This is a genomic window from Flavobacterium cutihirudinis, assembly GCF_003385895.1.
GTDB lineage: Bacteria > Bacteroidota > Bacteroidia > Flavobacteriales > Flavobacteriaceae > Flavobacterium > Flavobacterium cutihirudinis.
This window is the reverse complement of sequence record NZ_QRDQ01000011.1, coordinates 85,569-112,558: the sequence shown is the minus strand read 5'-3', so window position 1 is coordinate 112,558 and position 26,990 is coordinate 85,569. Positions and strand designations below refer to the sequence as shown.

The 26,990-nt window shown below is 34.0% G+C and carries 25 protein-coding genes and 2 tRNA genes; 15 read left to right on the top strand and 12 right to left on the bottom strand.

All coding sequences use genetic code 11. The features are described 5' to 3' along the window. Positions 1–290: 290 nt before the first annotated feature. The 3 genes from purT to BD847_RS17000 are packed head-to-tail and all read left to right on the top strand — an operon-like array spanning position 291 to position 2,407. A complete protein-coding gene (gene purT, locus BD847_RS17010; protein ID WP_262511892.1) occupies positions 291–1,508 on the top strand; it encodes a formate-dependent phosphoribosylglycinamide formyltransferase in 1,218 nt (405 codons plus the stop codon). Between the two features lie 3 nt (positions 1,509–1,511). Beyond that, positions 1,512–1,832, top strand: a complete 321-nt coding sequence (locus tag BD847_RS17005) for a DUF6370 family protein (protein WP_115889474.1) — start codon at positions 1,512–1,514, stop codon at positions 1,830–1,832. Next, positions 1,832–2,407, top strand: coding sequence for a Crp/Fnr family transcriptional regulator (locus BD847_RS17000; RefSeq protein ID WP_115889473.1), 576 nt, complete (start codon positions 1,832–1,834; stop codon positions 2,405–2,407). The genes BD847_RS17005 and BD847_RS17000 overlap by 1 nt, the downstream gene beginning before the upstream one ends. Positions 2,408–2,599: 192 nt before the next feature. Here BD847_RS17000 and aceA read toward each other — a convergent pair whose 3' ends face one another. Further along, on the bottom strand, positions 2,600–3,880 hold the full coding sequence (gene aceA / locus BD847_RS16995) for an isocitrate lyase (RefSeq protein WP_115889472.1): 1,281 nt from the start codon (positions 3,878–3,880) through the stop codon (positions 2,600–2,602). 195 nt (positions 3,881–4,075) lie between these two features. Continuing rightward, the gene (aceB, locus tag BD847_RS16990) at positions 4,076–5,677 is read right to left on the bottom strand and encodes a malate synthase A (protein ID WP_115889471.1); all 1,602 of its coding nucleotides are present in this window, start codon (positions 5,675–5,677) and stop codon (positions 4,076–4,078) included. A gap of 209 nt (positions 5,678–5,886) precedes the next feature. On the opposite strand from aceB, the gene BD847_RS16985 reads away from it, so the two are divergent. The 5 genes from BD847_RS16985 (at position 5,887) to BD847_RS16965 (ending at position 10,316) form a co-directional block, all read left to right on the top strand. Next, positions 5,887–7,368, top strand: a complete 1,482-nt coding sequence (locus BD847_RS16985; protein ID WP_115889470.1) for a helix-turn-helix domain-containing protein — start codon at positions 5,887–5,889, stop codon at positions 7,366–7,368. Between the two features lie 6 nt (positions 7,369–7,374). After that, positions 7,375–7,734, top strand: coding sequence for a hypothetical protein (locus tag BD847_RS16980; RefSeq protein WP_115889469.1), 360 nt, complete (start codon positions 7,375–7,377; stop codon positions 7,732–7,734). A 646-nt stretch (positions 7,735–8,380) separates the two neighbouring features. After that, the gene (locus BD847_RS16975) at positions 8,381–9,097 is read left to right on the top strand and encodes a pirin family protein (RefSeq protein WP_115889468.1); all 717 of its coding nucleotides are present in this window, start codon (positions 8,381–8,383) and stop codon (positions 9,095–9,097) included. 172 nt (positions 9,098–9,269) lie between these two features. Then, positions 9,270–9,500 carry a (4Fe-4S)-binding protein gene (locus BD847_RS16970; RefSeq protein ID WP_115889667.1) on the top strand — a complete coding sequence of 77 codons (231 nt, stop codon included), beginning with the start codon at positions 9,270–9,272 and terminating at the stop codon, positions 9,498–9,500. A gap of 282 nt (positions 9,501–9,782) precedes the next feature. Further along, on the top strand, positions 9,783–10,316 hold the full coding sequence (locus tag BD847_RS16965; RefSeq protein ID WP_115889467.1) for a YceI family protein: 534 nt from the start codon (positions 9,783–9,785) through the stop codon (positions 10,314–10,316). Between the two features lie 274 nt (positions 10,317–10,590). On the opposite strand, the gene BD847_RS16960 is transcribed toward BD847_RS16965, so the two are convergent. Then, on the bottom strand, positions 10,591–11,454 hold the full coding sequence (locus BD847_RS16960; RefSeq protein WP_115889466.1) for a helix-turn-helix domain-containing protein: 864 nt from the start codon (positions 11,452–11,454) through the stop codon (positions 10,591–10,593). Positions 11,455–11,626: 172 nt separating this feature from the next. Between BD847_RS16960 and BD847_RS16955 the strand changes: the two genes are divergently transcribed. Then, on the top strand, positions 11,627–11,989 hold the full coding sequence (locus BD847_RS16955) for a DUF983 domain-containing protein (RefSeq protein WP_115889465.1): 363 nt from the start codon (positions 11,627–11,629) through the stop codon (positions 11,987–11,989). 72 nt (positions 11,990–12,061) lie between these two features. Beyond that, positions 12,062–12,937 carry an ACP S-malonyltransferase gene (fabD, locus tag BD847_RS16950; RefSeq protein ID WP_115889464.1) on the top strand — a complete coding sequence of 292 codons (876 nt, stop codon included), beginning with the start codon at positions 12,062–12,064 and terminating at the stop codon, positions 12,935–12,937. 89 nt (positions 12,938–13,026) lie between these two features. On the opposite strand, the gene BD847_RS16945 is transcribed toward fabD, so the two are convergent. From BD847_RS16945 to BD847_RS16925, 5 genes are all read right to left on the bottom strand, one after another. Continuing rightward, a complete protein-coding gene (locus BD847_RS16945) occupies positions 13,027–13,344 on the bottom strand; it encodes a hypothetical protein (protein ID WP_115889463.1) in 318 nt (105 codons plus the stop codon). Further along, positions 13,332–13,526 (bottom strand): hypothetical protein, encoded by a 195-nt coding sequence (locus tag BD847_RS16940; RefSeq protein WP_115889462.1) that lies wholly within the window; start codon positions 13,524–13,526, stop codon positions 13,332–13,334. Before BD847_RS16940 ends, BD847_RS16945 begins: the two co-directional genes overlap by 13 nt. Before the next feature lie 52 nt (positions 13,527–13,578). Continuing rightward, positions 13,579–14,484: a DMT family transporter gene (locus tag BD847_RS16935; protein WP_115889461.1), complete on the bottom strand. Its 906-nt coding sequence runs from the start codon at positions 14,482–14,484 to the stop codon at positions 13,579–13,581. A gap of 80 nt (positions 14,485–14,564) precedes the next feature. After that, entirely contained in the window at positions 14,565–15,581 is a 1,017-nt protein-coding gene (galE, locus tag BD847_RS16930; RefSeq protein WP_115889460.1) for a UDP-glucose 4-epimerase GalE, read from the bottom strand. Between the two features lie 44 nt (positions 15,582–15,625). Further along, the gene (locus BD847_RS16925; protein ID WP_115889666.1) at positions 15,626–16,759 is read right to left on the bottom strand and encodes a DegT/DnrJ/EryC1/StrS family aminotransferase; all 1,134 of its coding nucleotides are present in this window, start codon (positions 16,757–16,759) and stop codon (positions 15,626–15,628) included. A 133-nt stretch (positions 16,760–16,892) separates the two neighbouring features. On the opposite strand from BD847_RS16925, the gene BD847_RS16920 reads away from it, so the two are divergent. Beyond that, entirely contained in the window at positions 16,893–18,134 is a 1,242-nt protein-coding gene (locus tag BD847_RS16920) for a 3-deoxy-D-manno-octulosonic acid transferase (protein ID WP_115889459.1), read from the top strand. 338 nt (positions 18,135–18,472) lie between these two features. Then, complete coding sequence (locus BD847_RS16915; protein WP_115889458.1) at positions 18,473–18,697, top strand: PG1828 family lipoprotein; 225 nt, start codon at positions 18,473–18,475, stop codon at positions 18,695–18,697. A gap of 216 nt (positions 18,698–18,913) precedes the next feature. On the opposite strand, the gene BD847_RS16910 is transcribed toward BD847_RS16915, so the two are convergent. The 4 genes from BD847_RS16910 to mutS all read right to left on the bottom strand — a co-directional run bounded on the left by BD847_RS16910 (position 18,914) and on the right by mutS (position 22,370). Beyond that, complete coding sequence (locus tag BD847_RS16910) at positions 18,914–19,294, bottom strand: DUF1508 domain-containing protein (protein ID WP_115889457.1); 381 nt, start codon at positions 19,292–19,294, stop codon at positions 18,914–18,916. A 136-nt stretch (positions 19,295–19,430) separates the two neighbouring features. Next, positions 19,431–19,516: transfer RNA gene (locus BD847_RS16905), tRNA-Leu, on the bottom strand. Between the two features lie 14 nt (positions 19,517–19,530). Continuing rightward, positions 19,531–19,603 (bottom strand) — tRNA-Gly (locus BD847_RS16900). Between the two features lie 160 nt (positions 19,604–19,763). Further along, entirely contained in the window at positions 19,764–22,370 is a 2,607-nt protein-coding gene (mutS, locus tag BD847_RS16895) for a DNA mismatch repair protein MutS (RefSeq protein ID WP_167443878.1), read from the bottom strand. Positions 22,371–22,523: 153 nt separating this feature from the next. On the opposite strand from mutS, the gene BD847_RS16890 reads away from it, so the two are divergent. From BD847_RS16890 to BD847_RS16880, 3 genes are all read left to right on the top strand, one after another. Further along, positions 22,524–22,952, top strand: coding sequence for a DUF1573 domain-containing protein (locus BD847_RS16890; RefSeq protein WP_115889456.1), 429 nt, complete (start codon positions 22,524–22,526; stop codon positions 22,950–22,952). Between the two features lie 75 nt (positions 22,953–23,027). Next, on the top strand, positions 23,028–23,570 hold the full coding sequence (locus tag BD847_RS16885) for an RNA methyltransferase (RefSeq protein WP_115889455.1): 543 nt from the start codon (positions 23,028–23,030) through the stop codon (positions 23,568–23,570). A 105-nt stretch (positions 23,571–23,675) separates the two neighbouring features. Then, complete coding sequence (locus BD847_RS16880) at positions 23,676–26,972, top strand: Ig-like domain-containing protein (RefSeq protein ID WP_244201629.1); 3,297 nt, start codon at positions 23,676–23,678, stop codon at positions 26,970–26,972. The last annotated feature ends 18 nt before the right edge of the window (positions 26,973–26,990 follow it).

Sequence of the window (26,990 nt, the reverse complement as noted above, 5' to 3'; positions counted from 1 at the left end):
GAGAAATCGCACACGGGATTCCACAAAGTAAAGCGTCAATCTTTGTCGAGCTTCTAGTGTGATTTCTCGTTCCTCGAAATGACAAACTGTATGGTTACTTTGTCTTAAAACTAAAATCAAGTGCGAAATTAAATCTGCTGAATCTCCAAAATCTGCGTGAGGAATTCTCTGTGCCCTTTTTTAACTTAAAAACAAAAACTTTGCATAATTCTTTGCGCTCTTTGCGTTTAGACATAGATTGTGTAGACGCACTGCAGTGCGCCTCTATATTAACACAAACGAATAGAACTTTGCGGTTAAAAACATTTTTCTGTACTTTTACTACTCAAACATTACAACACTCCAAAATGAAAATATTACTCCTAGGTTCAGGCGAATTAGGCAAAGAATTTGTCATTGCCGCACAACGAATCGGACAAACTATAATCGCAGTTGATAGTTACGAAAATGCACCAGCAATGCAAGTTGCACATGGTTTTGAAGTCATCAATATGCTCGACGGCGAGTCACTTGACCGAATTGTAGCCAAACATAAACCCGATTTTATTGTTCCAGAAATAGAAGCCATTCGCACCGAACGTTTTTACGATTACGAAAAACAAGGAATCACGGTTGTTCCTTCAGCGAAAGCGGCAAACTTTACCATGAACCGTAAAGCCATTCGTGATTTAGCGGCAAAAGAACTTGGACTAAGAACAGCAAAATATCAATACGCTACTTCAGCAGAAGAACTGCAAAAAGCCGTTCAGGAAGTTGGAATTCCGTGTGTGGTAAAACCTTTAATGTCTTCGTCTGGAAAAGGGCAATCGACTATCAAAACAGAAAGCGATATCGAAAAAGCATGGCAATATGCTGTTGCAGGTTCGCGTGGCGATGTTATCGAAGTTATTGTAGAAGCTTTTGTCAATTTTGATTCGGAAATCACACTTTTAACAATTACTCAAAATAATAATCCAACTTTGTTTTGTGCACCAATCGGTCACCGACAAGAACGTGGCGATTATCAGGAAAGCTGGCAGCCTGCTTTAGTTTCAGAAAAAGATTTGTACGAAGCTCAGGACATGGCCGAAAAAATTACCGAAGCGCTTGGCGGTGCCGGACTTTTTGGTGTTGAATTTTTCCTAACAAAAGAAGGCGTTTATTTCTCTGAACTTTCTCCGCGTCCTCACGATACGGGAATGGTAACTTTAGCGGGAACGCAGAATTTCAACGAATTTGAATTGCACTTAAGAGCAATTCTAAGTCTTCCAATTTTTGAAATTACTTTGGAAAAAGCCGGAGCAAGTGCCGTAATTTTAGCTTCAGAAGATTCTACAAATCCAACTTTTACCGGAATCGAAAAAGTAGCGGCTTTACCAAAAACAGATTTCAGGATTTTTGGCAAACCAACTTCAAGACCTTACCGAAGAATGGGAGTTGTTTTGAGCCATGATGTACTTTCAACTCCAATCAATGAAGTAACAGAACGCGCCAAGGAAACGGCGAAATTAATAATTGTAAACTCTTAGAAAATGAAAAAACTTATATTCATGATTTTCCTATTTATTGGAATTTCAACACAAGCACAAGACAAAAAGAAATTTGATAAACCAACAATTGTTGAAGCTTCATGCGGAGAATGTCAATTCGGAATGAAAGGCAAAAGCTGCGATTTAGCAGTTCGTATTGACGGAAAATCGTATTTCGTTGACGGAACCACTATTCACGATCATGGTGATGCACATGCCGAAAAAGGTTTTTGTAATGCAATCAGTAAAGCTTTAGTTACAGGAGAAATTAAAGGAAACAGATTCAAAGCAACTTCATTTACCTTAATCGACGAGAAAAAATAATGGCATTAATTCTCGAAAATATTGCTAAACATGTTTCTCTTACGCCAGATGAACAAGCGCTTTTTTTATCCAAATTAGAAACGCACACTTACAAAGCCAAAACACTTTTGTTAAACGCCGGCGAAATCTGTAAACATTCGTATTTTGTAAATTCAGGAATTTTAAGAAGCTTCAATATCAACGATAATATTGTTGAGCATGTTTTATCTTTTGCCTGCGAAGGCTGGTGGATAAGTGATATGTACAGTTATTTTTCGGAAAAACCAGGACAGCTGTTTATTGAAGTTTTAGAAGAAGCCGAAGTTGTTTCTTTATCCAAAGAAAATCAGGAACAATTGTATCTTGAAATTCCAAAACTAGAACGCTTTTTCAGAATTTTAATTGAGAATTCATTAGTCGCCAATCAACAAAGATTAATGGACAACTTAAGTTTACCTGCCGAAGAAAGATTCGAAAAATTCACCAAGAAGTACGGAACATTGGTTCACAAAGTTCCTCAAAAACAAATCGCCTCTTTCATTGGAGTTACACCCGAATTTTTCAGTAAAATGAAAGCTCGCCTTTTGAAGAAATAAAAGGTTTAGCCACAGATTTCACAGATTAAAAGGATTAAAAAAATGTTGCCAGGAATTACACAAATTTTCACAAATTAAATTGAAATGAAATTCGTGAAAATTTGTGTAATTCGTGGCGAAAAAAAATCCCTTTAATCTGTGAAATCTGTTGCTATAAAAAAGCCAGTTCATTGAACTGGCTTTTCTCTTGAATTAAAATTGCTCAACCTCTGTAGAATGTTCCATCGCTGTTATTGCTGATTTTCCTAACATTACCGTATTTTGAACAGCATCAAAATAAGAAGTCCCTACAAAAGCCTGATGTTTTACCGCTCTAAATCCGTTTTTCTGTAAAGCAAATTCGCGTTCCTGTAATTCAGAATATCCTGCCATTCCGCGTTCTTTATACGCTCTTGACAATTCAAACATACTGGTGTTCAAAGCATGGAATCCAGCTAAAGTGATGAATTGGAAACTATATCCCATTGCAGCCAAATCTTCTCTGAACGTTTCCATTTCGGGAACTGTTAATTTTGCAGCCCAATTGAATGATGGAGAACAATTGTAAGCCAGCATCTTATCCGGAAATTCTTTTTTCATTGCTTTTGCAAACTTTCTTGCATAATCTAAATCAGGATTACTGGTTTCCATCCAAATTAAATCGGCATATGGGGCATAACTCAAACCTCTTGCAATTCCCTGATCTATTCCGTTTTTTACGTAGAAAAAACCTTCGGCAGTTTTTTCTCCTGTCAAAAACTTCCTATCTCTTGGATCTGCATCGCTGGTTAATAAATTAGCCGCATCAGCATCTGTTCTTGCAACAATTAAAGTTGAAACTCCCATTACATCTGAAGCCAAACGCGCTGCAATTAATTTATTAATCGCTTCTTGAGTTGGAACTAATACTTTTCCGCCCAAGTGCCCGCACTTTTTAGCAGAACTTAATTGATCTTCAAAATGAACTCCAGAAGCTCCAGCTTCAATCATCGACTTCATTAATTCGAAAGCATTCAGGTTTCCCCCAAAACCTGCTTCGGCATCGGCCACAATCGGAACTAAATAATCTTTTTTATCTTCAATATTGTTTACCGTCTGAATTTGATCAGCACGCAACAATGCATTATTAATTTTTTTAACCACCATCGGAACGCTGTTTACCGGATAAAGTGATTGATCAGGGTACATTTCGCCTGCAAGATTTGCATCTGCAGCAACCTGCCATCCGCTTAAATAAATCGCTTCTAAACCCGCATCGACTTCCTGAATCGCCTGATTTCCAGTCAACGCGCCCAAACCAGCTACAAAATCCTGACTTTTTAACTTTCTCCATAATTTTTGCGCTCCCATTTTAGCAATAGAATGCTCAATATGATACGAACCCTGAAGCGTAACTACTTCACTCGCAGTGTAAGGACGTTCAACACCTTTCCATCTCGGGTTCGTGATCCAATCGTTAATCAATTCCTGAATTCTGTCTTCTGTTGTTTTCATAAATAGTATAGTTAAAGTGGTTAGTAAAGTTTATAGTTTTCAGTCTCAGTTATCAGTTTTAACCGGACTTAAATAGTTTTAAGAAGATCTGCGTAAATCTTTTCATTCTCATTCTATCTGCCTGATCTGCTAAATCTGCGTGAAAAATTTATTCTCTCGCAGATCTTGCGGATTTAGCGGATTTAGCGGATTTTTTTATAAATATTTGTAACACGGAATCGTCAAGAAATCAACAAACTCAGTATTTACTACTAATCTTTCCAGCACTTTTTCAGCCAATGGAAATTGTTGTTTTTCGTGATTTTCTTCGCCTAATTCCTCTTTTATTTTTCTGAATTCATCTAAAGCCAATTCATGATAATAAGCCAAATCTAATTTTCGTCCATTATCCAAAAGCACTTTATTCTGAAGCCATTGCCACAATTGCGATCTTGAAATTTCGGCGGTTGCGGCGTCTTCCATTAAATTATGCAATGCGGCAGCGCCTTGTCCATTCAGCCATGAAGCTAGATATAGAACTCCAACATTGATATTTTTTCGAACGCCGTTTTCAGTGATGATTCCAATTGGTGGTTCAATTAAATCAGCTTCTGTGATTTTTCGATGTTCTCTTTTAATCTGAATCTGATTTGGAGTTGGCATTCCTTTGTCAAAAATTTCTTTTGCTAGGGAAACCAAATCAGGATGCGCAACCCAAGTTCCGTCGTGACCATTTCGAACTTCACGCTCCTTATCTGTTTTTACTTTTGCGAAAGCGACAGCATTAGCTTCTTCATTATTTCTAATCGGAATTTGAGCAGCCATTCCGCCAATTGCATGAATTCCTCTTTTATGACATCTTTGAATAACCAAATTCGAATAGGCATTCATAAAAGGCGAAGTCATATTTACCTGATCGCGATCTGGAACGATGAATTTTGGATTTTTTCTGAACTTTTTGATGTATGAGAAAATATAATCCCAACGTCCGCAGTTCAAGCCTACGATATGTTCTTTCAATTCGTAAATGATTTCATCGAGCTGAAAACTTGCCGTAATCGTTTCAATCAAAACTGTCACTTTTATCGTTCCGCGTTTTAATTTCAAATAATCCTCGGTAAAATCAATTACATTATTCCACCAGCGTGCTTCCAGATAATGTTCTAATTTCGGAATGTAGAAATACGGTCCTGAATTGTTTTCTAAAAGTCGTTTATGATTATGAAAAACATACAAACCAAAATCTACCAAAGAACCCGAAACTTCATTTCCTTCAATCAAAAGATGTTTTTCCGGCAAATGCAGACCTCTCGGACGTACAATTAGCGTTGCAATCTTTTCATTTAAATGATAGGATTTTTGTTTTACCAAATCGGTATAGGTAATTGTTTTATTAACTGCATCGATTAGATTTACTTGTCCGTCCATAAGGTTTTGCCAGGTTGGTGAAGTACTGTCTTCAAAATCGGCCATAAATGTTTTCGCTCCCGAATTCAAAGCATTGATGATCATTTTGCGATCAACTGGCCCAGTAATCTCAACTCTTCGATCTAATAAATCTTTCGGAATTTCTCCAGCTTTCCAATTGCCTTCTCTAACACTTTTGGTTTCCGGAATAAAAACCGGCATGATTCCCTGATCAAAAGTGACTTGTTTTTGTTCGCGTTGCAAAAGCAATAGTTTTCGTTGTGATTCGAATTTTCTATGCAATTCGGTTATAAAAGCAATCGCTTCTTCTGTCCAAATTTTTGGATAACGAAGCTTCTTTTCGGCTAAAAATTCCATTGCCGTTTCGGTAATTTCTAATTGGTTTTTCATAGCTGTGGTTTTATTTTTTTATTATAAAAAAAATCTCATTATTAGATTATTGTTTATTCATTTCAGAATATCAAAATCGTAACACTTTGATTTTTAATAATTTCTACATGACAATATTAGAAAAAAGTTTTTTACAAAACAAGCGAACGTTCGCTAAATATCAAAAATATTTTTTTGGCGATTGTTTTTAGATTAACTATATTTGGTTCATGGATATCGAAAAAGACTATATAAAGCTGATCTTCGGACTAAAATTGAAGCAAGTCAGAACGCAAAAAAATCTGTCACTTTTTGGCCTGGCCAAATTGACAAATCTTTCAAAATCGTACTTAAACGAGATTGAAAAGGGAAAAAAATATCCAAAAACAGATAAAATTTTATTGCTCTGCGAACATTTGGACGTGACTTACGACCAAATGGTATCTCTAAAACTCGATAACAATCTCGCTCCGATTGGCGAAATATTGAAATCCGGAATTTTAAAAGAGATTCCGCTCGAGCTTTTCGGAATTCAAGAAGCCGATTTAATTGATATTATTGCAAATGCTCCGGCAAAAGTCAACGCGTTTATCAGTACGATTATCGAGATTGCACAGCATTACAATTTAAGCCGTGAAAGTTTCTTTTTGGCTGCTTTACGTTCCTATCAGGAAGCACACAGCAATTACTTTGAAGATTTAGAAGAAAAGGTAATTTCGTTTTCGAAGTCGTTTCAAATCAATTTAGATTCTAAAATTACTGTAGAAGAATTGGAAGCGATTTTAAAAGAAGAATACGAATACAATATCAAAGAAATTGCATTTGCAGACCAAGAAGCTTTGGACGATTTGCGTTCGATTTATGTTCCAAAAAGCAAAACTTTATTACTCTCTACAGAACTTGACGCTCCGCAGAAAGCTTTTATTTTAGCCAAAGAAATTGCTTATAATTATTTGAAAATATCAGACCGATTATTGACTTTTAGCTGGATTAAGTTTGAAAATTTTGATCAGGTTTTGAATAATTTTTACGCTTCTTATTTTGCCGGCGCTTTATTATTGCCGAGAAAATTGGTTGTAGATAAAATCAATTCTTTCTTGGAAAATGAAAATCCAAAGCCGGAAGAATTTGTTCAATTAATTGAAAGTTTTGAAGTTTCACCTGAATCTTTTTATCAGCGATTAACCAATTTATTACCGAAAGATTTTCAGTTGAAGAATCTTTTTTTCTTAAGATTATCGCATAAAATTGGTTCTGATTTTTATCAGATAAATAAAGAATTACACATTACGCATCAGCAAGAACCACATGCTAACGAAACCAATGAGCATTATTGCAGAAGATGGGTTTCCGTAAAAACAATTGACGAAGCCATCAAACAAAATAAATCTCATTTTTTTGATGCTCAAATTTCAAGTTATGCAAATAGCGGAAACGAATATTTAGTTTTTTCATCGGCTACAAAAGATCCTTTTGCGGAGAATTATATCCGCAGTATTTCTGTTGGAATTTTAATTAATCCGACAATGAAAAAGAAATTCAAATTCATTGATGGAAAACCTTTAGTAAAACGGATTGTTGGTGTAACTTGTGAGACCTGCGCTGTAAAAGATTGTCTGGAAAGAAGTGCTCCACCGACTGTTTTGGAGAAAGAGAAACGCCATGAAAATACGGATGCCGTTGTTCAGCAGTTTATAAATCAATATAGTTAGAATATAATGAAATATCTTGCTTTGCTAATCACTTTAGTTTCGATTAACTTAATTCAGAAAACGGACAAACTTACTGGTCGTTACAATTATTTATTAGAAGACTACGGCTTATACGCCCAAAAAAACAAAATTACTTTTAAGGATAGTGTTTTTATTTTTGACAACAAATACATGCCAAAAGGAAAAATCTCATATGGAAATGTAATACTGTTAGAGAATTTCATTAATAGAGATTTAATTATCAGTATTCGAAAAGATCAAATCAAAAAAGACACTATTCAATTTTATATCCATGACAAAAGTGGTGGTGGGAATTATCTTGATATTTCTTCAGGAAAAGGAAAATTAATTAAAATTAATAATTAATCCCTGCCTTTTTATTACGTGTTATTTGTCATTCCGAGGAACGAGGAATCTCCGCGAGAAGCTCGACAAAGATTGAAGACATGCTGTGCGGAGCTACTTACGGAGATTCCTCGTTTCTCGGAATGACAAAACTGCGTGGTTACTTTACCCGTACCTTCTCGCAGTCTTGTCATCTCGACGAAGGAGAGATCACACTAGAAACTCCGATCCTACAATCGCCAATCTTTGCCGAGCCACTTGTGTGATCTCTCCTTCGTCGAGATGACAAACTGTGCGGTTACTTTCTTTTTAAGCTATACATATAACGACTTATGAAAATGAATTTTCTAGTATAGCCCCGATAGAAGTGGAAATCCTTTTGTGGTGGCGTTCACCACAAAAGATTGAAACGGATAGCGGGACGTCACGTCCGTTGAAAACGAAAATTTCTGCTTCAAAAAAATAATTAGATAATTTGGGAATATGATAACTAGATAATTTTGCTGAATCGTAAAAACTCAAAAAAAACCTTTGAACCTTTGCAACTCTGAACCTTTGCAACTCTGAACCTTTGCACCTCAAAAGAACCTTTTCTTAATCTACATTAAGTGCTTTTCCTCTAGATCGACCGTATCTTTGTACTATAAAAATTAAAACACACAAAATCATGGAAAATATAGTATTGCACAAAGCAGACACAAGAGGAAATGCAAATCACGGATGGTTGAACGCTTATCATAGCTTTAGTTTTGCGAGCTGGTATAATCCGGATAGAATTCAGTTTGGGGCACTTCGTGTTTTAAACGACGATACAATTGCAGGCGGAATGGGCTTTGGAACGCATCCACACGATAATATGGAAATTATTACAATTCCGTTAGAAGGTGATTTGGCTCATAAAGATAGCATGGGAAATACTGAAATCATCAAAAATGGTGATATTCAGGTGATGAGTGCCGGAACTGGAGTTCAGCATAGTGAGTTTAATCCAAATGCAGATCAACAGACTAAATTGTTGCAAATCTGGTTGTTTCCAAACAAAAGAAATGTTACGCCACGTTACCAACAAATTACTTTAGATGTTGCAGACAGACATAATAAATTATCTCAAATTTTATCTCCGAATGCTGATGATGAAGGCGTTTGGATTCACCAAGATGCTTGGTTCAATATGGGAAATTTTGATGCCGGAATCGCAACTGAATATAAAATTAAAAAAGAAGGAAACGGAGTTTATGCTTTTGTTTTGAAGGGAAATGTTACCATCAACGGTCAGGAACTAAGCACTCGTGATGCGGTTGGAATTTCAGGAACTGACACTTTAACGATTAAAGCTAATTCAGATGCTGAATTTTTATTGATGGATATTCCTATGAACTATTAATTCGAAGATTACAATTAATATTTTTTTTAGAAACGATATTTAAGTTGATTTTCAACTTATTATCGTTTCTTTTTTTGTTTAAATTTTATCAAAACTCAAAAAGAAACCGTAATTTTATTAGATGAAAATTGGTCTTAATTTATTTAAAACTAACTATTTAAAATTTTCAATCATGAATCCAAATAATCTAACTAAAGAATACACTAACGGCGAAGTAACGATTGTTTGGCAATCCGGGAAATGCATTCATTCGGCCAATTGTGTAAAAAATAATCCTGACGTTTTTCATCCAAAAGAAAAACCATGGATTTTGCCTGAAGCTTCGACTACTGATAAAATTATTGAGACGATTCATAAATGCCCTTCGGGCGCGTTGAGTTTTTATATGAATAAGAAAAACTAAGCTTTACGCATTAGTTTTTTTGCCACAGATTGCACAAATTAAAGTGATTTTTATTCGCCACGAATTACACAAATTTCCACAAATTTTGATTCAATTATTTTCGTGGTAATTCGTGTAATTCGTGGCAATATTTTTTTTAATCCTTCTAATCTGTGCAATCTGTGGCAAAAAAAATCCCATTTTTTATTTCTTAATCTAGGTTAAGTGCGTTACGCTTACTACCACCGTAACTTTGTCCTATCAAAATGAAACAAATAAATTAATTATTTAAAAAATAAAATTATGGCAACTACAAAATGGTCAATTGACCCAACACATTCAGAAATTGGTTTTAAAGTTAAACACATGATGTTTACAAATGTTTCAGGTAAATTTGGAACTTATGATGCTACAATTACTACAGAAGGAGATGACTTCGAAAATGCAGATATCCAGTTTTCTGGTGATATCGCTTCAATCGACACTGCAAATGCAGACAGAGACGGACATTTAAGAAGCGCTGATTTCTTTGACGTTGAAAATAACCCAAAATTGACTTTCAAAGCTTCATCTTTCAAAAAAGTTGATGCTGGAGATTATCAATTAACTGGAGATTTAACAATTAAAGGAATTTCAAAAGAAGTAAAATTCCCAGTAGAATATAGCGGAATCCTAACTGATCCTTGGGGAAATACAAAAATAGGTTTAAGCATTGAAGGAAAAATTAATCGTAAAGACTGGGGTTTAAACTGGAACTCAGCTCTTGAAACTGGAGGTGTTTTAGTTGGAGAAGAAGTAAAATTAAACATTGAATTACAATTCGTAAAACAAGCTTAATACTTTATAATAGACTTTAATTTGATTGGTTAAAAAGCCTGCACTTTTTTAGGAAGTGCAGGCTTTTTTTGGGGTTTGCCACGAATTACATTAATTTCCACGAATTTTTTTTCTTTCAAAACTGGAAATATTTTTTTCTGCCACAGATTAAAAAGATTAAAAAAGATTTTTTTCTGTATTGTGAAAATAAATAATCTGTGAAAATCCTTTTAATCTGTGGCAGAAACTAAAATAATAATTCGTGGGAATTAGTGTAATTCGTGGCTAAAATAAATCAGCGCACTGTATTTCTAAATTCTGTTGGTGATATTCCTGTTTGCTTTTTGAAGAATCTGGAGAAGTATGAGTAATCTTCGTAGCCTACTTTGAATGCTACTTCGTTTACGGCTAATTGTTTATCGATTAGCATTCTTTTTATTTCCAGAATCACTCGATCCGTGATTACTTCTGTGGCAGTTTTTTGCAGAATTTCATTGCAGATTCTGTTTAGATGTTTTAAAGTAATATTTAGTTTTTCTGCGTAGAAAGATGGCAATTTTTCTGTTCTGAAATATTCTTCTAAAAGCGATTCGAATTTATTGATTTTAATATTGTACGAATGCGTTTGATGCGAATAAGTTTCACTGTATTTACGGGCAATTTCGATGTGAATTGAATCTAATAAATTCAACATTTTATCAAGCTGATATTTATTATTTTGATTGTTTTCCTGAATTAATAGATCAAAATAAGGCTGGATTTTTGGAATTTCTTTTTCTTCAAAAACCATTTCCGGACGGTTATGAATCGAATGGTAAAAATTATACTCGTTGATGTTTTTTTGTCCGAAATATAAATTATACAATTCCTGCGAAAAGATAATCACAAAACCTTCTATGTCTTCAGATAAACTCCAGTGATGCATTTGTCCAGGCTGAAGCACAAACAAACTTCCTCTTTTTATTTCGAATTGATCAAAATCTACTTCGTGTTTTCCTGATCCTTTCGTAAAAAACACCATCAAATAGGAATCATGACGATGCGGCTCTTCGACAAAACTGTGACTTTTTAGATGCTCTTTAAAGGTATTCACATAAAAATCGCGATGAATATCGTTACAGCTAAAATTCTGAACACTATAAACAGGATACTTTTTCATACACAATTACTATTTATTGTTTTCTGACTACAGAACTTCGATTTGGAATTAGGAATTTAAATTTTAAAAATTTAGCAAAAAATGTCTTTATTATGCTATAAGTAGCGAAGATACTAAAAAGACTTTTATCCTACTCCGATTTACCTTTGTACAAATAAAAAACAACAAAGTCATGTCAAATGCACTAACTCATATTTTAAGCAACGAATGTCCGATTTGTCACAAAGGAAAAGTATTTACAGATAAAAGTATTTTTTTGACTTTCGGTCTTCCAAAAATGAACGAATACTGCAGTAACTGTAATTATAAATTCCAAAAAGAACCTGGTTACTTTTTTGGCGCCATGTACGTAAACTACGGATTAACAGTCGCTCAAGGAATTGCAACATATTGTATTGCACAGTTTTTCTTTGAGAAAAATTTCGATTTAAGAATCATTCCAATTATTGCTGTTGTGATTACTTTACTAACTCCTTTTAATCTAAGATTTTCAAGGTTAGCATGGATTTACATGTTTAAGGATTATACGAAATAAAAAAGTGTTATTTTTGCCTTTCAATTGAAACTAATTTTCAATTCCAAAAAAATAAAAAAACAAATTAGACAAATGAAAGCATACGTATTTCCAGGTCAAGGTGCGCAGTTCACAGGAATGGGCAAAGATTTATATGAAAATTCGGCTTTAGCCAAAGAATTATTCGAAAAAGCTAACGAAATTTTAGGTTTTAGAATTACAGATATTATGTTTGAAGGTACTGCCGAAGAACTAAAAGAAACTAAAGTTACGCAGCCTGCAGTGTTTTTACACTCAGTTATTTTAGCTAAAACTTTAGGCGAAGATTTTAAACCAGAAATGGTTGCGGGACATTCTTTAGGAGAATTTTCAGCTTTGGTTGCTAACGGAACTTTATCTTTTGAAGATGGTTTGAAATTAGTTTCTCAACGTGCTTTGGCAATGCAAAAAGCTTGCGAAATCACACCGTCAACAATGGCTGCAGTTTTAGGTTTAGCCGATAATATTGTCGAAGAAGTTTGCGCTTCTATCGATGGTGTTGTGGTTGCTGCAAATTATAACTGCCCAGGACAATTAGTTATTTCAGGAGAAACTACTGCAGTTGAAAAAGCTTGTGAAGCAATGAAAGCTGCGGGAGCAAAACGTGCTTTAATTTTGCCTGTTGGAGGAGCATTTCACTCGCCAATGATGGAGCCAGCAAGAGAAGAATTGGCTGCGGCAATTGAAGCTACAACTTTCTCAACTCCTATTTGCCCAGTTTACCAAAACGTAACTGCAAATGCGGTTTCTGATGCAAATGAAATTAAAAAGAACTTAATCATCCAATTGACTGCTCCGGTAAAATGGACACAATCTGTACAACAAATGATCGCTGATGGCGCTACTTTGTTTACTGAAGTTGGTCCAGGAAAAGTGTTAGCTGGTTTGATTAATAAAATTGATAAAGAAGCGGTTACTGCGAATGCTTAATCGTAGAGGCGCACTGCAGTGCGTCTTTCGTATCTAAATCACATAAAAAAATCCTCATAGACTTTAATCAGTTTATGAGGATTTTATTTTTATAGCTCTTTTGCTTCTTCGTTGTAATTATTTAAGATTCCAGTAACCACGTAATTTTGATTACTTTTTTCAAAAAACACATACCAAGTTGTTCTTAAATTAGTTCTGTAAAAAATATAATTAGCTCCTAAATACCGAAGAGAGTCTGGAGTTTTCTTATTTGGAAAACTTGAAATACTCGAAATTATAAAATCAACTATTTTATTAACATAATTTTGAGCAGAATCAGGAAAGCCAAAATATTCATCTTCAAAAAGCGTAAAAACTAAATCGTCAAAATATTCAAGAACTGCTTCTTTAAAAATTATTTCTTCCAAGGATAAGCTTTTATTCTTTTAGACATTTCAGCTTTAAATTCCTCTGGCGTTAACCCTTTTGCAAACTCGGCATCAAAATCAAAAGTTTCAGGGTCTATACCTTTAAATTTAGGTTTTTGAATTTCATATTCAACTCTTGGCTCTTCAACCTTGTTTTTTTTATTTTCTTTATCCGAATCCATTATTCCTACATTTTTAATTCTTACAAATTTACAAAATAAATTGAAGCGAAATTTATACAACTTTCTTTTCCTTCTTCTTGTAATTCACAATAAAAACCCCAAGAATAATTAACGCCGTTGCAATAATAAAATCAATTGTAATAACTTCATCCAAAAGCAACCAACCCAGAAAAACTGCAATTATCGTGTTTATATAAGCTAAAATAGAAACTTGAACTGCTGTAACATGTTTCAAAGCATAACTATAACAGAAAAAAGCAATCACAGATCCAAAAAGCGACAAATACAAAGCCGCAAAAATACTTCTTGAACTCCATGAACTCAAGTCTGGATTTGGCGAAAAAATAGATGCTAAAACCAGCTGAATACAAGAAGCCATAGTAAATTGATAAAACAAGTTAAGTACAATATTATTCGATTTTACAGCATGTGTTTTAGTGTAAATTGTTCCCGCTGCCCAAGCTAAAATTGCAAACCCCATGAACATCATTCCAGTTCTGTAATCAGCATCTAAAAATGATCCTAGTCCGTCTTTGAATATAAAAACGACTCCAGAAAACCCAATTAACACCCCGACAAATCCCTTTAAACTCATTTTTTGTAATCCGAATAAAATGCTTCCAAGAAATATTAATATCGGAGATAAAGCACTTATCACAGATGCCAATCCGCTTGGCAATGTTTTCTCTGCAATTGTGGTAAAACCATTCGCAATTACAATCATTAAAACTGAAGGAATAAGCTGTTGCTTAAAATTCCCCCAACCAATCCATTTTAATTCTTTTTTGAACAACAAAATAGTCATCATAATCAATCCCGCCAAACCTTGACGAATCGAAGTTACAAACCAGGGCGGAATCGTTTCGACTGCAACTCTGATTCCTAAAAATGTTGTACCCCAGATAATTCCAACAGCCGCCAGAGCAAAAATCAATTTATAATCTAAATTTTGTTTCATGATAATCATCTAAAAAAAAATCCCAAACTATATAACTATAATTTGGGATTTTAAAATCTTATAATTTTAAATATGAAGAATTATTTACTCCTCACTTTTTGTTCCCATTTCCATGCACTCGCCATTGCTTCGTCAAGACTTAATTCAGCTTTCCAGCCTAAAACATTATTTGCTTTATCTGTATTAGCGTAAGCTTCAGTAATATCACCTTCACGACGTGGCTTAATCACATATGGTAGTTTTTTATCACTTACTTTTTCAAAACTATTAATCACTTCAAGAACTGAACTTCCTTTTCCAGTTCCTAAGTTGAAAGTTTCAACTTTCGCTAAATTCTTTTTGTTGAATAAACGTTGCAATGCAATAACGTGTGCTTTTGCTAAATCTACGACGTGAATATAATCACGAACTGCTGTTCCGTCTGGTGTTGGATAATCGTTTCCGAATACAGACAATTCCTTACGTAAACCTACTCCTGTTTGTGTAATAAAAGGAACCAAGTTTTGCGGAACTCCTAATGGCAATTCTCCAATTTCATTTGAAGCATGTGCCCCAACCGGATTAAAATAACGTAATAAAATAGCATTAATACTGGTTACTTTAGCAGTATCTGTAATAATCTCTTCTCCTATTTGCTTCGTGTTTCCATAAGGAGACATCGCAGTTTGTATTGGAGCATCTTCTGTAATTGGCATTTTTTCGGCTTGACCGTAAACCGTACAAGATGAACTAAAAATAAAACTTGCTTCTGGTTTTTGTTGCAATTCCTGCAAAAGATATACTAAACTGCTAATATTGTTTTCATAATACAATAAAGGCTGCTCAACACTTTCTCCTACAGCTTTTGATGCCGCAAAATGAATTACTCCTGTAACATCATTATGTTTTTTAAAGAAATCGCTAACTGCTGCTTTTTCTCTTAAATCTAATTTTTCGAATAAAGGTGTTTTTCCTGTTATGGCTGTAATTCCTTTTAAAACATCTTCTGAAGAGTTTGAAAGATTATCAATTATCACAACTTCGAAGCCTTCATTTTGCAATTCAACTACGGTGTGGGAACCAATAAATCCTAATCCTCCTGTTACTAATACTTTCATTTTTTGGGTTGTTTTGTGCTGTTGTTTATTTGGTTTAATTTATTTTACTTATTTAAAAATTCTAAAACAGAATCGGTAATAAATTTAATCTGCTCATCATCAAGTTCTGTGTGCATTGGCAAAGCAATGACTTCCTGAACTAATTGATTCGTAACCGGAAACTGCTCTTCTTTATAACGAGGATCTAAATATGCTTTTTGAGAATGCAATGGAATTGGATAATAAATTGCACATGGAATTCCTTTATCCAATAAGTGCTGCATTAAAGCATTTCTATCAGCATCAATAATTCTCAAAACATATTGATGAAAAACGTGATCATTTTCGTTTGCATCAAAATCTGGTGTAATAATGTGTGCATTTCCAGCGAAAGCGCTATTATATTTTGTTGCTGCCAAACGACGCGCTTTATTATATTCATCTAATAAAGGTAGTTTTGCATTTAAAACACCAGCCTGAATACTGTCTAAACGTGAATTTACACCAACAACATCATGATGGTAACGCTCATACATTCCGTGATTTACGATTCCGCGGATAATGTGTGCTAATTTATCATCATTTGTAAAAATCGCACCACCGTCTCCATAACAACCTAAGTTTTTAGATGGGAAAAATGAAGTTGCCGCAACATGACCAATTACTCCAACCTTAGTTTTTGTACCCGATTTAGAAATATAATCAGCTCCAATTGCCTGAGCATTATCTTCAATTACATATAAATTATGTTCGGCAGCAATTTCCATAATCGCATCCATACTTGCAGCGCGTCCAAATAAATGTACCGGAACAATTGCTTTTGTTTTTGGAGTGATTGCTTTTTTAATTGCTTCAATATCAATGTTCATATTTACCATATCAACATCAACCAAAACCGGCGTTAATTGCAACAAAGCAATAACCTCAACGGTTGCTGCAAAAGTAAAATCGGCAGTAATAACTTCGTCACCAGGCTGAAGCCCCAATCCCATCATGGCAATCTGCAAAGCATCTGTTCCGTTTGCACAAGGAATTACGTGTTTAGCGCCTAAATAATCTTCAAGGTTTTTCTGAAACTGATGAACCAATGGTCCATTTATGTAAGTATTTGTATCTAAAACTTCCTGAATTGAAGCGTCAACTGTAGATTTTATTTTTTCATATTGACTCTTTAAGTCAACCATTTGAATTTTTTTCATTTTGAATAACATTTAAAATAAAGACCTGATTTTTAAACATAATCTTTAAAAGGAGCAACAAAAATAGTTATTAATAGCTTCAAACCAATGAAAATAATCGAAAGAAATGTAATTTAGCCACAAAAACAAACAGATGCTTTTTCTATACAATTTAGTTATTTCTATTGCAGGGTTTTTTCTGAAAATTGTTGCGCTATTTAGTCCGAAAATTAAGCTTTTTGTTGAAGGCCGAAAAAACGTGTTTTCAATTTTAGAAGAAAAAATACAACCAGAAGATAAAACAATTTGGTTTCACTCGGCCTCACTTGGTGAATACGAGCAAGGTCTTCCAGTTATAGAAAAAATCAAAGAAAAGTATCCATCACACAAGATCATTGTAACCTTTTTTTCGCCATCTGGATACGAAGTGCGTAAAAATAACACAGTTGCAGACATCACTATTTACCTACCGTTAGACACAAAATCGAATGCGAAAAAATTCATCAAATTAGTTCATCCCGAACTTGCATTCTTTATCAAATATGAATTTTGGTTAAATTATTTAAAGGAATTAGAAACAAATAAAGTCCCTACTTATTTAATTTCCGGAATTTTCAGAGACAATCAAATGTTTTTTAAATGGTATGGCGGATTCTACAGAAAAGCTCTAAAAGCCTTTACTTACTTCTTTGTCCAAAACGAAAAATCTAAACAAAAAGTAGAAAGCCTCGGATTTAACAATGTAGTAGTTTCCGGCGACACAAGATTTGATCGTGTGAATTCTATTTTAGAACGTGATAATTCATTGGATTTTGTAGAAAACTTTAAAAACAACAAACCAGTTATAGTCATTGGAAGTTCATGGCCAAAAGACGAAGCTATCCTCGCGGAATATATTAATCAGGCACCAGAAAACTTAAAATTCATAATTGCACCGCATAATATCAAGCCGAATCAGATTTTAGAACTTCAATCACAAATCACAAAATCGACAGTTTTATTTTCTGAGAAAACAAATAAAGACTTGTCCAATTATGATGTTCTCATAGTAGATACCGTTGGTTTATTAACCAAAATTTACAGCTACGGAACTATTGCTTATGTAGGCGGAGGATTTGGAAACCCTGGAATACACAATATTCTGGAACCCGCTACTTTCGGAATGCCTATTCTAATAGGACCAAATTACTCTAATTTTGCAGAAGCGGTTTCGCTTGTAAAATTAAAAGGATGTTCCGTTATCTCTAATTACGATCAACTAAAAGAGGCTTTAGACTTACTTTTATCAAACAATTCTTTCTATAATGAAAAAAGCGAAATTTGTAAAGCCTTTATTCAGGACAATAAAGGTGCTACAGAAACCATTATAAAAGTGGTCTACAAACCTCTTTTATAGCAATTTTCTAATTTGTCAAAACTTTTTGGAGATAAATACGTTCATAAAAGTGCTTTTTCTTCGTATTTGACTACTCAGCATATTCCATAAAAAACAAAATAAACCACAAGAAACAAGATTAAAAGAGCCAAAACAACAATAGAATCATCAGTAAAAAATAATTTAGACCTTAAATACAATAATATAATTTATTTTTACTAATTTGGCATATTATTTGATAAATAAGATAATCGTGAGCGAGGAAAATATTTTAAAAAAAAAGTGAAAAAATATTTTACATATTAAAAAATTTATATCTTTGCCACGAATTAATAATTAACCTTTTATAATAAAGTAAGATGAAAAAAGTATTTTTAAGTTTAGCTGTTGTTGCTGTTTTAACTGTTGTATCTTGTAAAAAAGCTGACGCTGCAGCTGAAACTGCTGTAGATTCTACTGCTGTTGCTGTTGATTCTGCTGCTGCTGTAGTTGATTCTGCTGCTACAACTGTTGACTCTGCTGCTGCAAAAGTTGATTCTGCTGCTGCTAAAGTAGAAGAAGCTGCTAAAGAAGTAAAAAAATAATTAGAACCTAAATTCTAAAGATTTTAAAACCATCCATCGTGATGGTTTTTTTATGCTTAAAATTCAGCAAATTCCAATAAAATAAAATTCCAAATCCCAAAAACACGTTGTGCATTAATGGAATTTGGAATTTTACATTATTGAAAGACTTTTATATTATTCTCTAGAGTAGATTCTTTATTGGAATTTGAAATTTTAAAATATTTGGAATTTCATTTACTCCATTTCTATTTCATCCTCAACAACTTCTTCATCTTCAAAAATCGCCTCATTTGAAGAGAAATCCAAAATCTCCGATTTGGATGCATATGTCACAATTTCTTTAATTCCTTTCTGCAAAAGCAATTCTGTTGTGTATTTTCGACTTGTTGCAAAATGAACATCACCCAACATCAATTTAAAGAAATACTTCCCTCCCGATCCTTTAAACTTTAAAAACTTAGAAAGATCTATATTCACCTTAAACCTTTGAATATCCTCTTCACATTCAAATCGAAGTTCATAACTCAAACTCGTAAAAATCACCTTCCCTTTTCTCGAAGTGAACGTAAATTTATACTCATCATTAAATCGCCTACTAATAACGAAAGCACCCATATTCTGATTTTAGATTGTTGATTTTAGCCTTAGGCTCTTAGATTCTTAGATTCTTTAAAATCAATTTACCTCACAAATTGATTTTATTATTGAGTTTATGCCATAAAAAAAGCCTCTTCAAAAGAAGAGGCTTTAGTACTCAGAGCGGGACTTGAACCCGCACGAACATTGCTGTTCACTGGATTTTAAGTCCAGCGTGTCTACCAATTTCACCATCCGAGCATTATATGGTTTTGAGCGAAAAACGGGGCTCGAACCCGCGACCTCGACCTTGGCAAGGTCGCGCTCTACCAACTGAGCTATTTTCGCATTTCAGATCTTTTTAAGAACCGCAACACCTGATTTGTTCCGTATTGCGAGTGCAAATTTAGGACATTTATTCAATTATACAAGCATTTTTAGAAAAAAAATCTACTTATTTTATAACATTCTGATAACCTAAACTTTAAACTTTTAAAAATCTAAAAATTTATTTCTTCACCAACATTCTTTTGATCTCATTCAATTTCATCAATGCTTCAACCGGAGTAATCGCATTTATATCCAGCGTTAGAATTTCTTCTTTTATTTCTTCCAATAAAGGATCATCCAAGTTAAAGAAACTCATTTGCATTTCGTCATTAGCCGATTTTATTCCGTTTAAAGCGTCACTTGAATGATTCTTTTCCAGTTTTTTCAAAAGTTTTTGCGCTTTAGAAATTACAAGCTGAGGCATTCCGGCCATTTTTGCAACATGAATTCCAAAACTATGCGCACTTCCTCCTTTTACCAATTTTCTAACAAACAAAACAGTATCTTTAAGTTCTTTGACCGCTACATTAAAATTCTGAATTCTTAGCAAAGATTCTGTCATTTCATTTAATTCATGATAGTGGGTAGCAAAAAGTGTTTTCGCTCTTCCCGGGTGTTCATGCAGGAATTCAGCAATTGCCCACGCAATCGAAATACCATCATACGTACTGGTTCCTCTACCAATTTCATCCAGCAAAACCAAACTTCTATCTGAAATATTATTCAAAATAGAAGCCGTTTCATTCATTTCAACCATAAAAGTAGATTCTCCCATCGAAATATTATCCGAAGCTCCTACTCTTGTAAAAATCTTGTCTACAATTCCCATTCTAACACTATCAGCCGGAACAAAGCTTCCCATTTGAGCCAAAAGAACTATTAAAGCAGTTTGTCTTAAAATTGCCGACTTACCAGACATATTAGGACCTGTAATCATAATAATTTGTTGAGTTTCCCTATCAAGGAAAACATCATTTGCAATATAAGGAGTTCCAACCGGTAATTGTTTTTCGATAACAGGATGTCTTCCGTTTTTGATATCCAATTCAAATGTTTCATCAATTTCAGGACAAACATATTTATTCTCAATTGCTAATTGCGTAAACGAACACAAACAATCTAATTGCGCTACCAGATTAGCATTCATCTGAACCGGTTTAATGTAAGTTGCAATCCAGGCAACCAATTGCTCAAAAAGATCGGTTTCGATTTTATAAATACGTTCTTCTGCTCCTAAAATTTTAGTTTCGTACTCCTTCAATTCTTCAGTAATATAACGCTCAGCATTTACGAGCGTTTGTTTACGAATCCATTCTGCAGGAACTTTATCCTTATGCGTGTTTCTTACTTCTATATAATAACCAAAAACATTATTGAACGAAATCTTTAAAGAAGAAATTCCGGTTCGCTCGGACTCTCTGCTTTCGATAGCCTCTAAATATTCTTTTCCAGAAGTAGAAATCGCGCGTAATTCGTCCAACTCTTCACTAATACCTTTTGCAATTGCATTTCCTTTCGAAATCGCAACAGGCGCATCCTGATTTAGAGTGATTTTAATTTTTTCTCTTAGTAAATCACAAGCATGTAAACTATCACCTATAACTTTAACAGCTTCCTGCGGACTTTGCAAAGCCAATGTTTTTATCGGAATAATTGCATCCAAAGACTCTTTTAAATAAACAATCTCGCGAGGCGAAACTTTCCCTGTCGCGATTTTCGAAATCAAACGTTCTAAATCTGAAATTTGCTTGATTTGATATTGAATATTCTGAAGTACTTCAGCATTAGATTTCAGATAAGACACCACATCGTGACGTCCTTTTATTTTATTACTATCTTTTAAAGGAAGTGCCAACCAACGCTTTAACAAACGCCCTCCCATTGGCGAAAGCGTTCTATCAATAACATCTAAAAGTGTAACAGCATTTGGATTATAACTATGGTACAATTCCAGATTTCTAATTGTAAAACGATCCATCCAAACATAAGCATCTTCTGCTATACGCTGAATTGCTGTGATATGTTGTACGCGATTGTGTTGTGTTTCTGACAAATAATACAGAATCGCTCCAGAAGCAATAATTCCTTCTTTCAGTTCCTCAACACCAAATCCTTTTAAAGAAACAGTTTGAAAATGTTTTGTAAGCGTTTCTAAGGCATAATCTTCTTTGTAAATCCAATCTTCCAAATAGAAACTATGAAAATCTTCACCAAAAGCAGTTTTAAAATCACCTTTATTATTCTTAGGAACAAGAACCTCACTCGGACTAAAATTCTGCAAGAGCTTATCAATATATTCAGCATTTCCCTGAGCTGTTAAAAACTCTCCTGTCGAAACATCTAAAAAAGAAACTCCAATATTTTTGTTTGCAAAATACACCGAAGCTAAAAAGTTATTTGATTTAGATTGTAAAACCTCATCATTTAAAGAAACACCTGGAGTTACCAACTCAGTAACACCACGTTTTACAATAGTTTTTGTCATTTTCGGATCTTCAAGCTGATCACAAATCGCTACACGAAGTCCGGCTTTAACCAATTTTGGCAAATAAGTATTAACAGAGTGATGCGGAAAACCAGCCAACGCCGTTTCGGTATCAGAGCCCGCGCCTCTTTTTGTCAATGTTATTCCAAGGATTTTAGAAGCTCTTATGGCATCTTCCCCAAAGGTTTCATAGAAATCCCCAACTCTGAAAAGCAAACAGGCATCAGGATATTTTCTCTTGATCTCGTTGTACTGTTTCATTAAGGGAGTTTCCTTTACTACTTTATCTTTTGCTGCCAATTTATTGTATTTTTAAATGAAAATTAATGACAGCGAATTTATAATATTTTGAAGGAATATCGAAGGCTTGAAAAATTAAAATATTTTAAGAAATTTTTAAGCGGACATTTAAGTTTTTTACATAGCTTTGTTTATCATTAAAAAGACCTTAAAATGAAGAAAATAATTTTATTCGCTATGTTAGCTGTAGCTGGTATTACAGCTTCTCAAGCACAAAGTACAAAAACTAAAGCAGCAAAAGTTGCTAAAGTAGAAGGAGCTGGAATGGCTTTTGAAACTGAAACTATCGATTACGGAACTATCGCTCATAATGCTGATGGTAAAAGAGAATTCGTTTTTGTAAACAACGGAACTAAACCGTTAATCATTACAAACACTCAGGGATCTTGTGGTTGTACTGTACCAACAACACCAAAAGAGCCAATCGCTCCAGGTGCTAAAGGTATTATTGGTGTAAAATATGCTACTGACAGAGTTGGTGCATTTACAAAAACCGTAACTGTTACTTCTAATGCTGAAGGACAGCCAACAAAAGTACTTACTATTAAAGGTACTGTTTTACCAGATCCAGTAAAAAGCTAATCTGAAAAAACATTAAATATTCGAAAAAGCTTCCTTATCTTTGGAAGCTTTTTTTATTACCTCAATGCAACACAAATGAGAAAACTTGAAAACAGCGAACTTGATCGCAAATCTATTGAAGACTTTAAAAAATCTGACAAGACTCCTTTAATATTAGTATTGGATGATATTCGTAGTTTGCATAATATAGGTTCTGTTTTCAGGACTGCTGATGCTTTTTTAATCGAAAAAATAATACTTTGTGGCATTACAGCTACACCTCCAAATAAGGAAATTCACAAAACAGCACTCGGAGCCACTGAAACTGTTGCTTGGGAACATCATGAAAATGTATTGGAAGTAATCGAAAAACTTAAAAAAGACAACATCAAAACACTTGCGATTGAACAAGTAGAAAGTGCTGTTTTTCTTCAGGATTTTAAGGTAGAAAACAATCAGAAATATGCATTGGTTTTTGGAAATGAAGTTTTTGGTGTGGCGCAAGAAGCTGTTGCAATTTGCGATGGTTGTATTGAAATTCCGCAATTAGGAACAAAACACTCACTTAACATCGCTGTCAGTGCAGGAATTGTTGTTTGGGATTTGTTTAAGAAATTGAAATGGCCGGCCACTTCTTAAAAAAATACACCAAAGCTAAAATGTTATTTAACAGCACTTTTTAGCCATAAATGTTAGAAATTGAAATATATTTTTTTATTATCATAAAATTGATACTTTTATGAAATGAAAAATAATGGTTCCCTGAAAATTTCTTTTTTACTCTTTCTTTTGCTGTCCAATTATTTTGGATTTGCTCAAACTTATACTTCAATTCCTGATCGAAACTTCGAGCAGGCTTTAATTGATTTAAATATTGACAGCGGCGCTATTGACGGTAGAGTTTTAACAGCAAATGCAAGTAATGTAAAATCATTAGATTTACGGGCTAAAGAGATCTCAGATTTAACAGGAATTGAAGCTTTCGTAAAATTAGAAATGTTAAACCTTGGTCGATTCGACACGAATCCTACTATAACAAACAATATTTCCAATCTAGACCTCTCTAAGAATACATCTTTACAAACTTTAGTTTGCAGTTATAATAAATTATCCAGTCTTGATCTTTCAAAAAACATTAATTTACTTACTTTATATTTAGATAATAATATTTTTACTAGTGTCGATATTTCAAAAAACACATCTTTAACCACTTTCTATTGTAACGACAACAAATTAACAAGTTTAGACATTTCCAAAAGCTTAAATTTATCAAATATTACTTGTTACAATAATCAATTATCATCATTAGATATTTCTAACAACAGCAAAATACAAAATTTAAGCTGTAGCAATAATCCAATATTAAATCTAGATGTTTCTAAAGCGCCCAAATTAGTAGATCTAACTTGCGGAAATAATCAATTAACCAATTTAGATGTTAGCACAAATATTTTTCTTACCAGCTTACTATGTCCCGAAAATAAATTAAGCACATTAGATGTTTCGCAAAACACAAAATTGATTAATCTGGGTTGTGTTTCTAATCAACTAACAACAATTGATATTTCTAAAAATATTGCCCTTGAAAATCTTTCTATAGACAATAATCAATTAACAAATCTGGATGTTTCAAAAAATATTTTACTAAAAAACCTAGGCTCTGGTAACAATAATTTATCAAATATTGATATTTCTAAAAATATTGTCCTTGAAAATCTTATGCTTCCAGGCAACCATTTATCTTCATTAGATATTTCTAAAAATTCAAATCTTATAGTATTAAGCTGTGAAAACAACAGCATAACTACTTTAGATGCTACTAAAAATCCTAATCTATCCAATTTTTTCTGCGGTAAAAACCAACTCACTTCTTTGAATTTAAAAAATGGTAATAATTCAAAACTTTTTGGTATAGACTTTAAATCCAATTCAAGTCTTAGTTGTATAACTGTAGATAACGAAATATTTTCTAATAACAATTGGCCCACGGCAAAAGACCTCTCAGTAACATACTCAAACGACTGCACTGCAGCTCCGGCAACTGCCGCTCCAAAAGTAACAGCTACAGGAGACCAAATATATTGTAGTGGATCTATAAAAATTGTAGAAACTTTTAATATCGAGCATGATATAGCCGAAACAGGAACTGAAGCACTATACATTCAAATATCATCCGGATATTCAAATGGGTTCGATAATTTGGAATTATTAAACATGTCTTTACATCCCGGTATTGTTGCAAAATGGGAGCCTCCAACAGGAAAATTGACTTTAACAAGCCCAACAGCAGGTGCCAAAGTTCCTTATACTGATTTAATTTCGGCCGTTAAAGATGTTGTTTTTAGTAATTTGTCTGGAGCAGCTTCCGGATCAAGGACATTTTCTATTACGATAGGACAAGCAAACTATTTGCCCTCAACAGGTCATTTTTACTTATTCCAACCAAGCATTGGAATAACTTGGTCTGATGCAAAAGTGGCTGCTGAAAACAGTTCATATTATGGTTTACAAGGATATTTAGCTACCCTTTTAACAGCTGAAGAAGCTGTCTTATCTGGAAAACAAGCTACAGGTGCGGGCTGGATTGGAGGAAGCGATGCCGAGACAGAAGGCGTCTGGAAATGGGTAACAGGACCAGAAGCAGGAACTGTTATGAGTTATACTTTTTGGAATACCGGCGAACCAAATAATCAAGGAGATGAGGATTATGCTCATATTACCACAAATGTTGGAATTAAAGGATCATGGAATGATTTATCAAATACAGGAGCAACATCTGGAGATTATCAGCCAAAAGGATACATTGTTGAATATGGCGGAATGCCTGGCGAAGCTCCTTTACAAATTGCTGCCAGTACAAAAATTACAATTCCTGTTGCAACACCATCTGCAAACCCTAATCCTGTTTGCGATTCTGGAATTTTCACTTTTAATGCAACCACAACAAGCGGAACAAACATTGGTTGGTATGACGCAGCCGTTGGCGGAAATTTATTAGCTAGCGGAAATACTTTTACAACACCACTGCCATTAACCGCCACAACAACTTATTATGTTGACGCAGGATGTGAATCAAATCGAAAGCCAGTTACTGCAACTGTAAATCAAACTCCAACAACGCCAGTTGCCGAAAAGGCTCAATACACAAATTGTGGACCAGGCGCTGTAACCATCAAAGCAACTTCAAATATTGGTATTATAAAATGGTACACGACTGCTACAAGCAATCAAAGCGTTTTTGAAGGATCGACTTTTACAACTCCAATAATTTCTACAAATACTACATATTATGCAGAAGCTTCAAATGGAGAGTGTCCTAATACGCAACGAACTCCTGTCGAAATCATAATTTATACTCCTCCGGCTGTTGTCGATGAAAAGTTAACCTTGTGTAAATTTCAGACTCTTACTTTAGACGCAGGAATTTCCGGAATGGATTATGAATGGTCAAATGGCCAAAAAACACAAACGATCGACGTAACTGTAGGCGGGACCTATACGGTTAAAGTATCAAATCCATTAGAAAATTTCTGTTCAAGTGTAAAAACGATTAAAGTCGAAGAACATGAAATTCCACAAATTGACCGCATAAATGTTGAAGGAACCAGAGTAATTATTTATCTCAAAAATGAACAGGATTATTTTGAATATTCTGTTGATGATAATGGGGAAGATTTTCAAAATTCAAATATATTTTATAATGTGCCTGCCGGATTACATACGGCAACAGTAAAAGATAAAGACGGTTGCGATACATTAGCACAATTTAACTTTGTAGTTCTGGTTTTCCCTGCATTTTTTACTCCAAATAATGATACTTTTAATGATGTTTGGGAAGTAAGCGGAATGGAAAATTATCCGCAAGCTGAAGTAACTATTTTTGACCGATACGGAAAATTAGTAGCCCAGTTAAGCGCTTCAAAAATGAGTTGGGATGGTACTTTCAATAAATCTCCGCTACCCGCTTCAGATTATTGGTACGCCTTAAAAGTTGATGACACGCAACCTGTTTTAAGAGGTCACTTTACATTGAAAAGATAAATTAATGAGGTAATGTGG

Bases quoted from the DNA above. Each gene is read 5' to 3' on its own strand.
- BD847_RS16955 (WP_115889465.1), top strand. From the start codon at position 11,627: ATGTCAAATGCACTAACTCATATTTTAAGCAACGAATGTCCGATTTGT.
- BD847_RS16925 (WP_115889666.1), bottom strand. From the start codon at position 16,759: ATGAAAAAAATTCAAATGGTTGACTTAAAGAGTCAATATGAAAAAATA.
- aceB (WP_115889471.1), bottom strand. From the start codon at position 5,677: ATGAAAAACCAATTAGAAATTACCGAAACGGCAATGGAATTTTTAGCC.
- galE (WP_115889460.1), bottom strand. From the start codon at position 15,581: ATGAAAGTATTAGTAACAGGAGGATTAGGATTTATTGGTTCCCACACC.
- BD847_RS16910 (WP_115889457.1), bottom strand. From the start codon at position 19,294: ATGGGTGCTTTCGTTATTAGTAGGCGATTTAATGATGAGTATAAATTT.
- BD847_RS16960 (WP_115889466.1), bottom strand. From the start codon at position 11,454: ATGAAAAAGTATCCTGTTTATAGTGTTCAGAATTTTAGCTGTAACGAT.
- BD847_RS16885 (WP_115889455.1), top strand. From the start codon at position 23,028: ATGAGAAAACTTGAAAACAGCGAACTTGATCGCAAATCTATTGAAGAC.
- BD847_RS17005 (WP_115889474.1), top strand. From the start codon at position 1,512: ATGAAAAAACTTATATTCATGATTTTCCTATTTATTGGAATTTCAACA.
- BD847_RS17000 (WP_115889473.1), top strand. From the start codon at position 1,832: ATGGCATTAATTCTCGAAAATATTGCTAAACATGTTTCTCTTACGCCA.
- BD847_RS16985 (WP_115889470.1), top strand. From the start codon at position 5,887: ATGGATATCGAAAAAGACTATATAAAGCTGATCTTCGGACTAAAATTG.
- aceA (WP_115889472.1), bottom strand. From the start codon at position 3,880: ATGAAAACAACAGAAGACAGAATTCAGGAATTGATTAACGATTGGATC.
- BD847_RS16935 (WP_115889461.1), bottom strand. From the start codon at position 14,484: ATGAAACAAAATTTAGATTATAAATTGATTTTTGCTCTGGCGGCTGTT.
- BD847_RS16915 (WP_115889458.1), top strand. From the start codon at position 18,473: ATGAAAAAAGTATTTTTAAGTTTAGCTGTTGTTGCTGTTTTAACTGTT.
- BD847_RS16880 (WP_244201629.1), top strand. From the start codon at position 23,676: ATGAAAAATAATGGTTCCCTGAAAATTTCTTTTTTACTCTTTCTTTTG.
- BD847_RS16890 (WP_115889456.1), top strand. From the start codon at position 22,524: ATGAAGAAAATAATTTTATTCGCTATGTTAGCTGTAGCTGGTATTACA.
- BD847_RS16965 (WP_115889467.1), top strand. From the start codon at position 9,783: ATGGCAACTACAAAATGGTCAATTGACCCAACACATTCAGAAATTGGT.
- fabD (WP_115889464.1), top strand. From the start codon at position 12,062: ATGAAAGCATACGTATTTCCAGGTCAAGGTGCGCAGTTCACAGGAATG.
- BD847_RS16975 (WP_115889468.1), top strand. From the start codon at position 8,381: ATGGAAAATATAGTATTGCACAAAGCAGACACAAGAGGAAATGCAAAT.
- BD847_RS16920 (WP_115889459.1), top strand. From the start codon at position 16,893: ATGCTTTTTCTATACAATTTAGTTATTTCTATTGCAGGGTTTTTTCTG.
- BD847_RS16940 (WP_115889462.1), bottom strand. From the start codon at position 13,526: ATGGATTCGGATAAAGAAAATAAAAAAAACAAGGTTGAAGAGCCAAGA.
- BD847_RS16980 (WP_115889469.1), top strand. From the start codon at position 7,375: ATGAAATATCTTGCTTTGCTAATCACTTTAGTTTCGATTAACTTAATT.
- BD847_RS16970 (WP_115889667.1), top strand. From the start codon at position 9,270: ATGAATCCAAATAATCTAACTAAAGAATACACTAACGGCGAAGTAACG.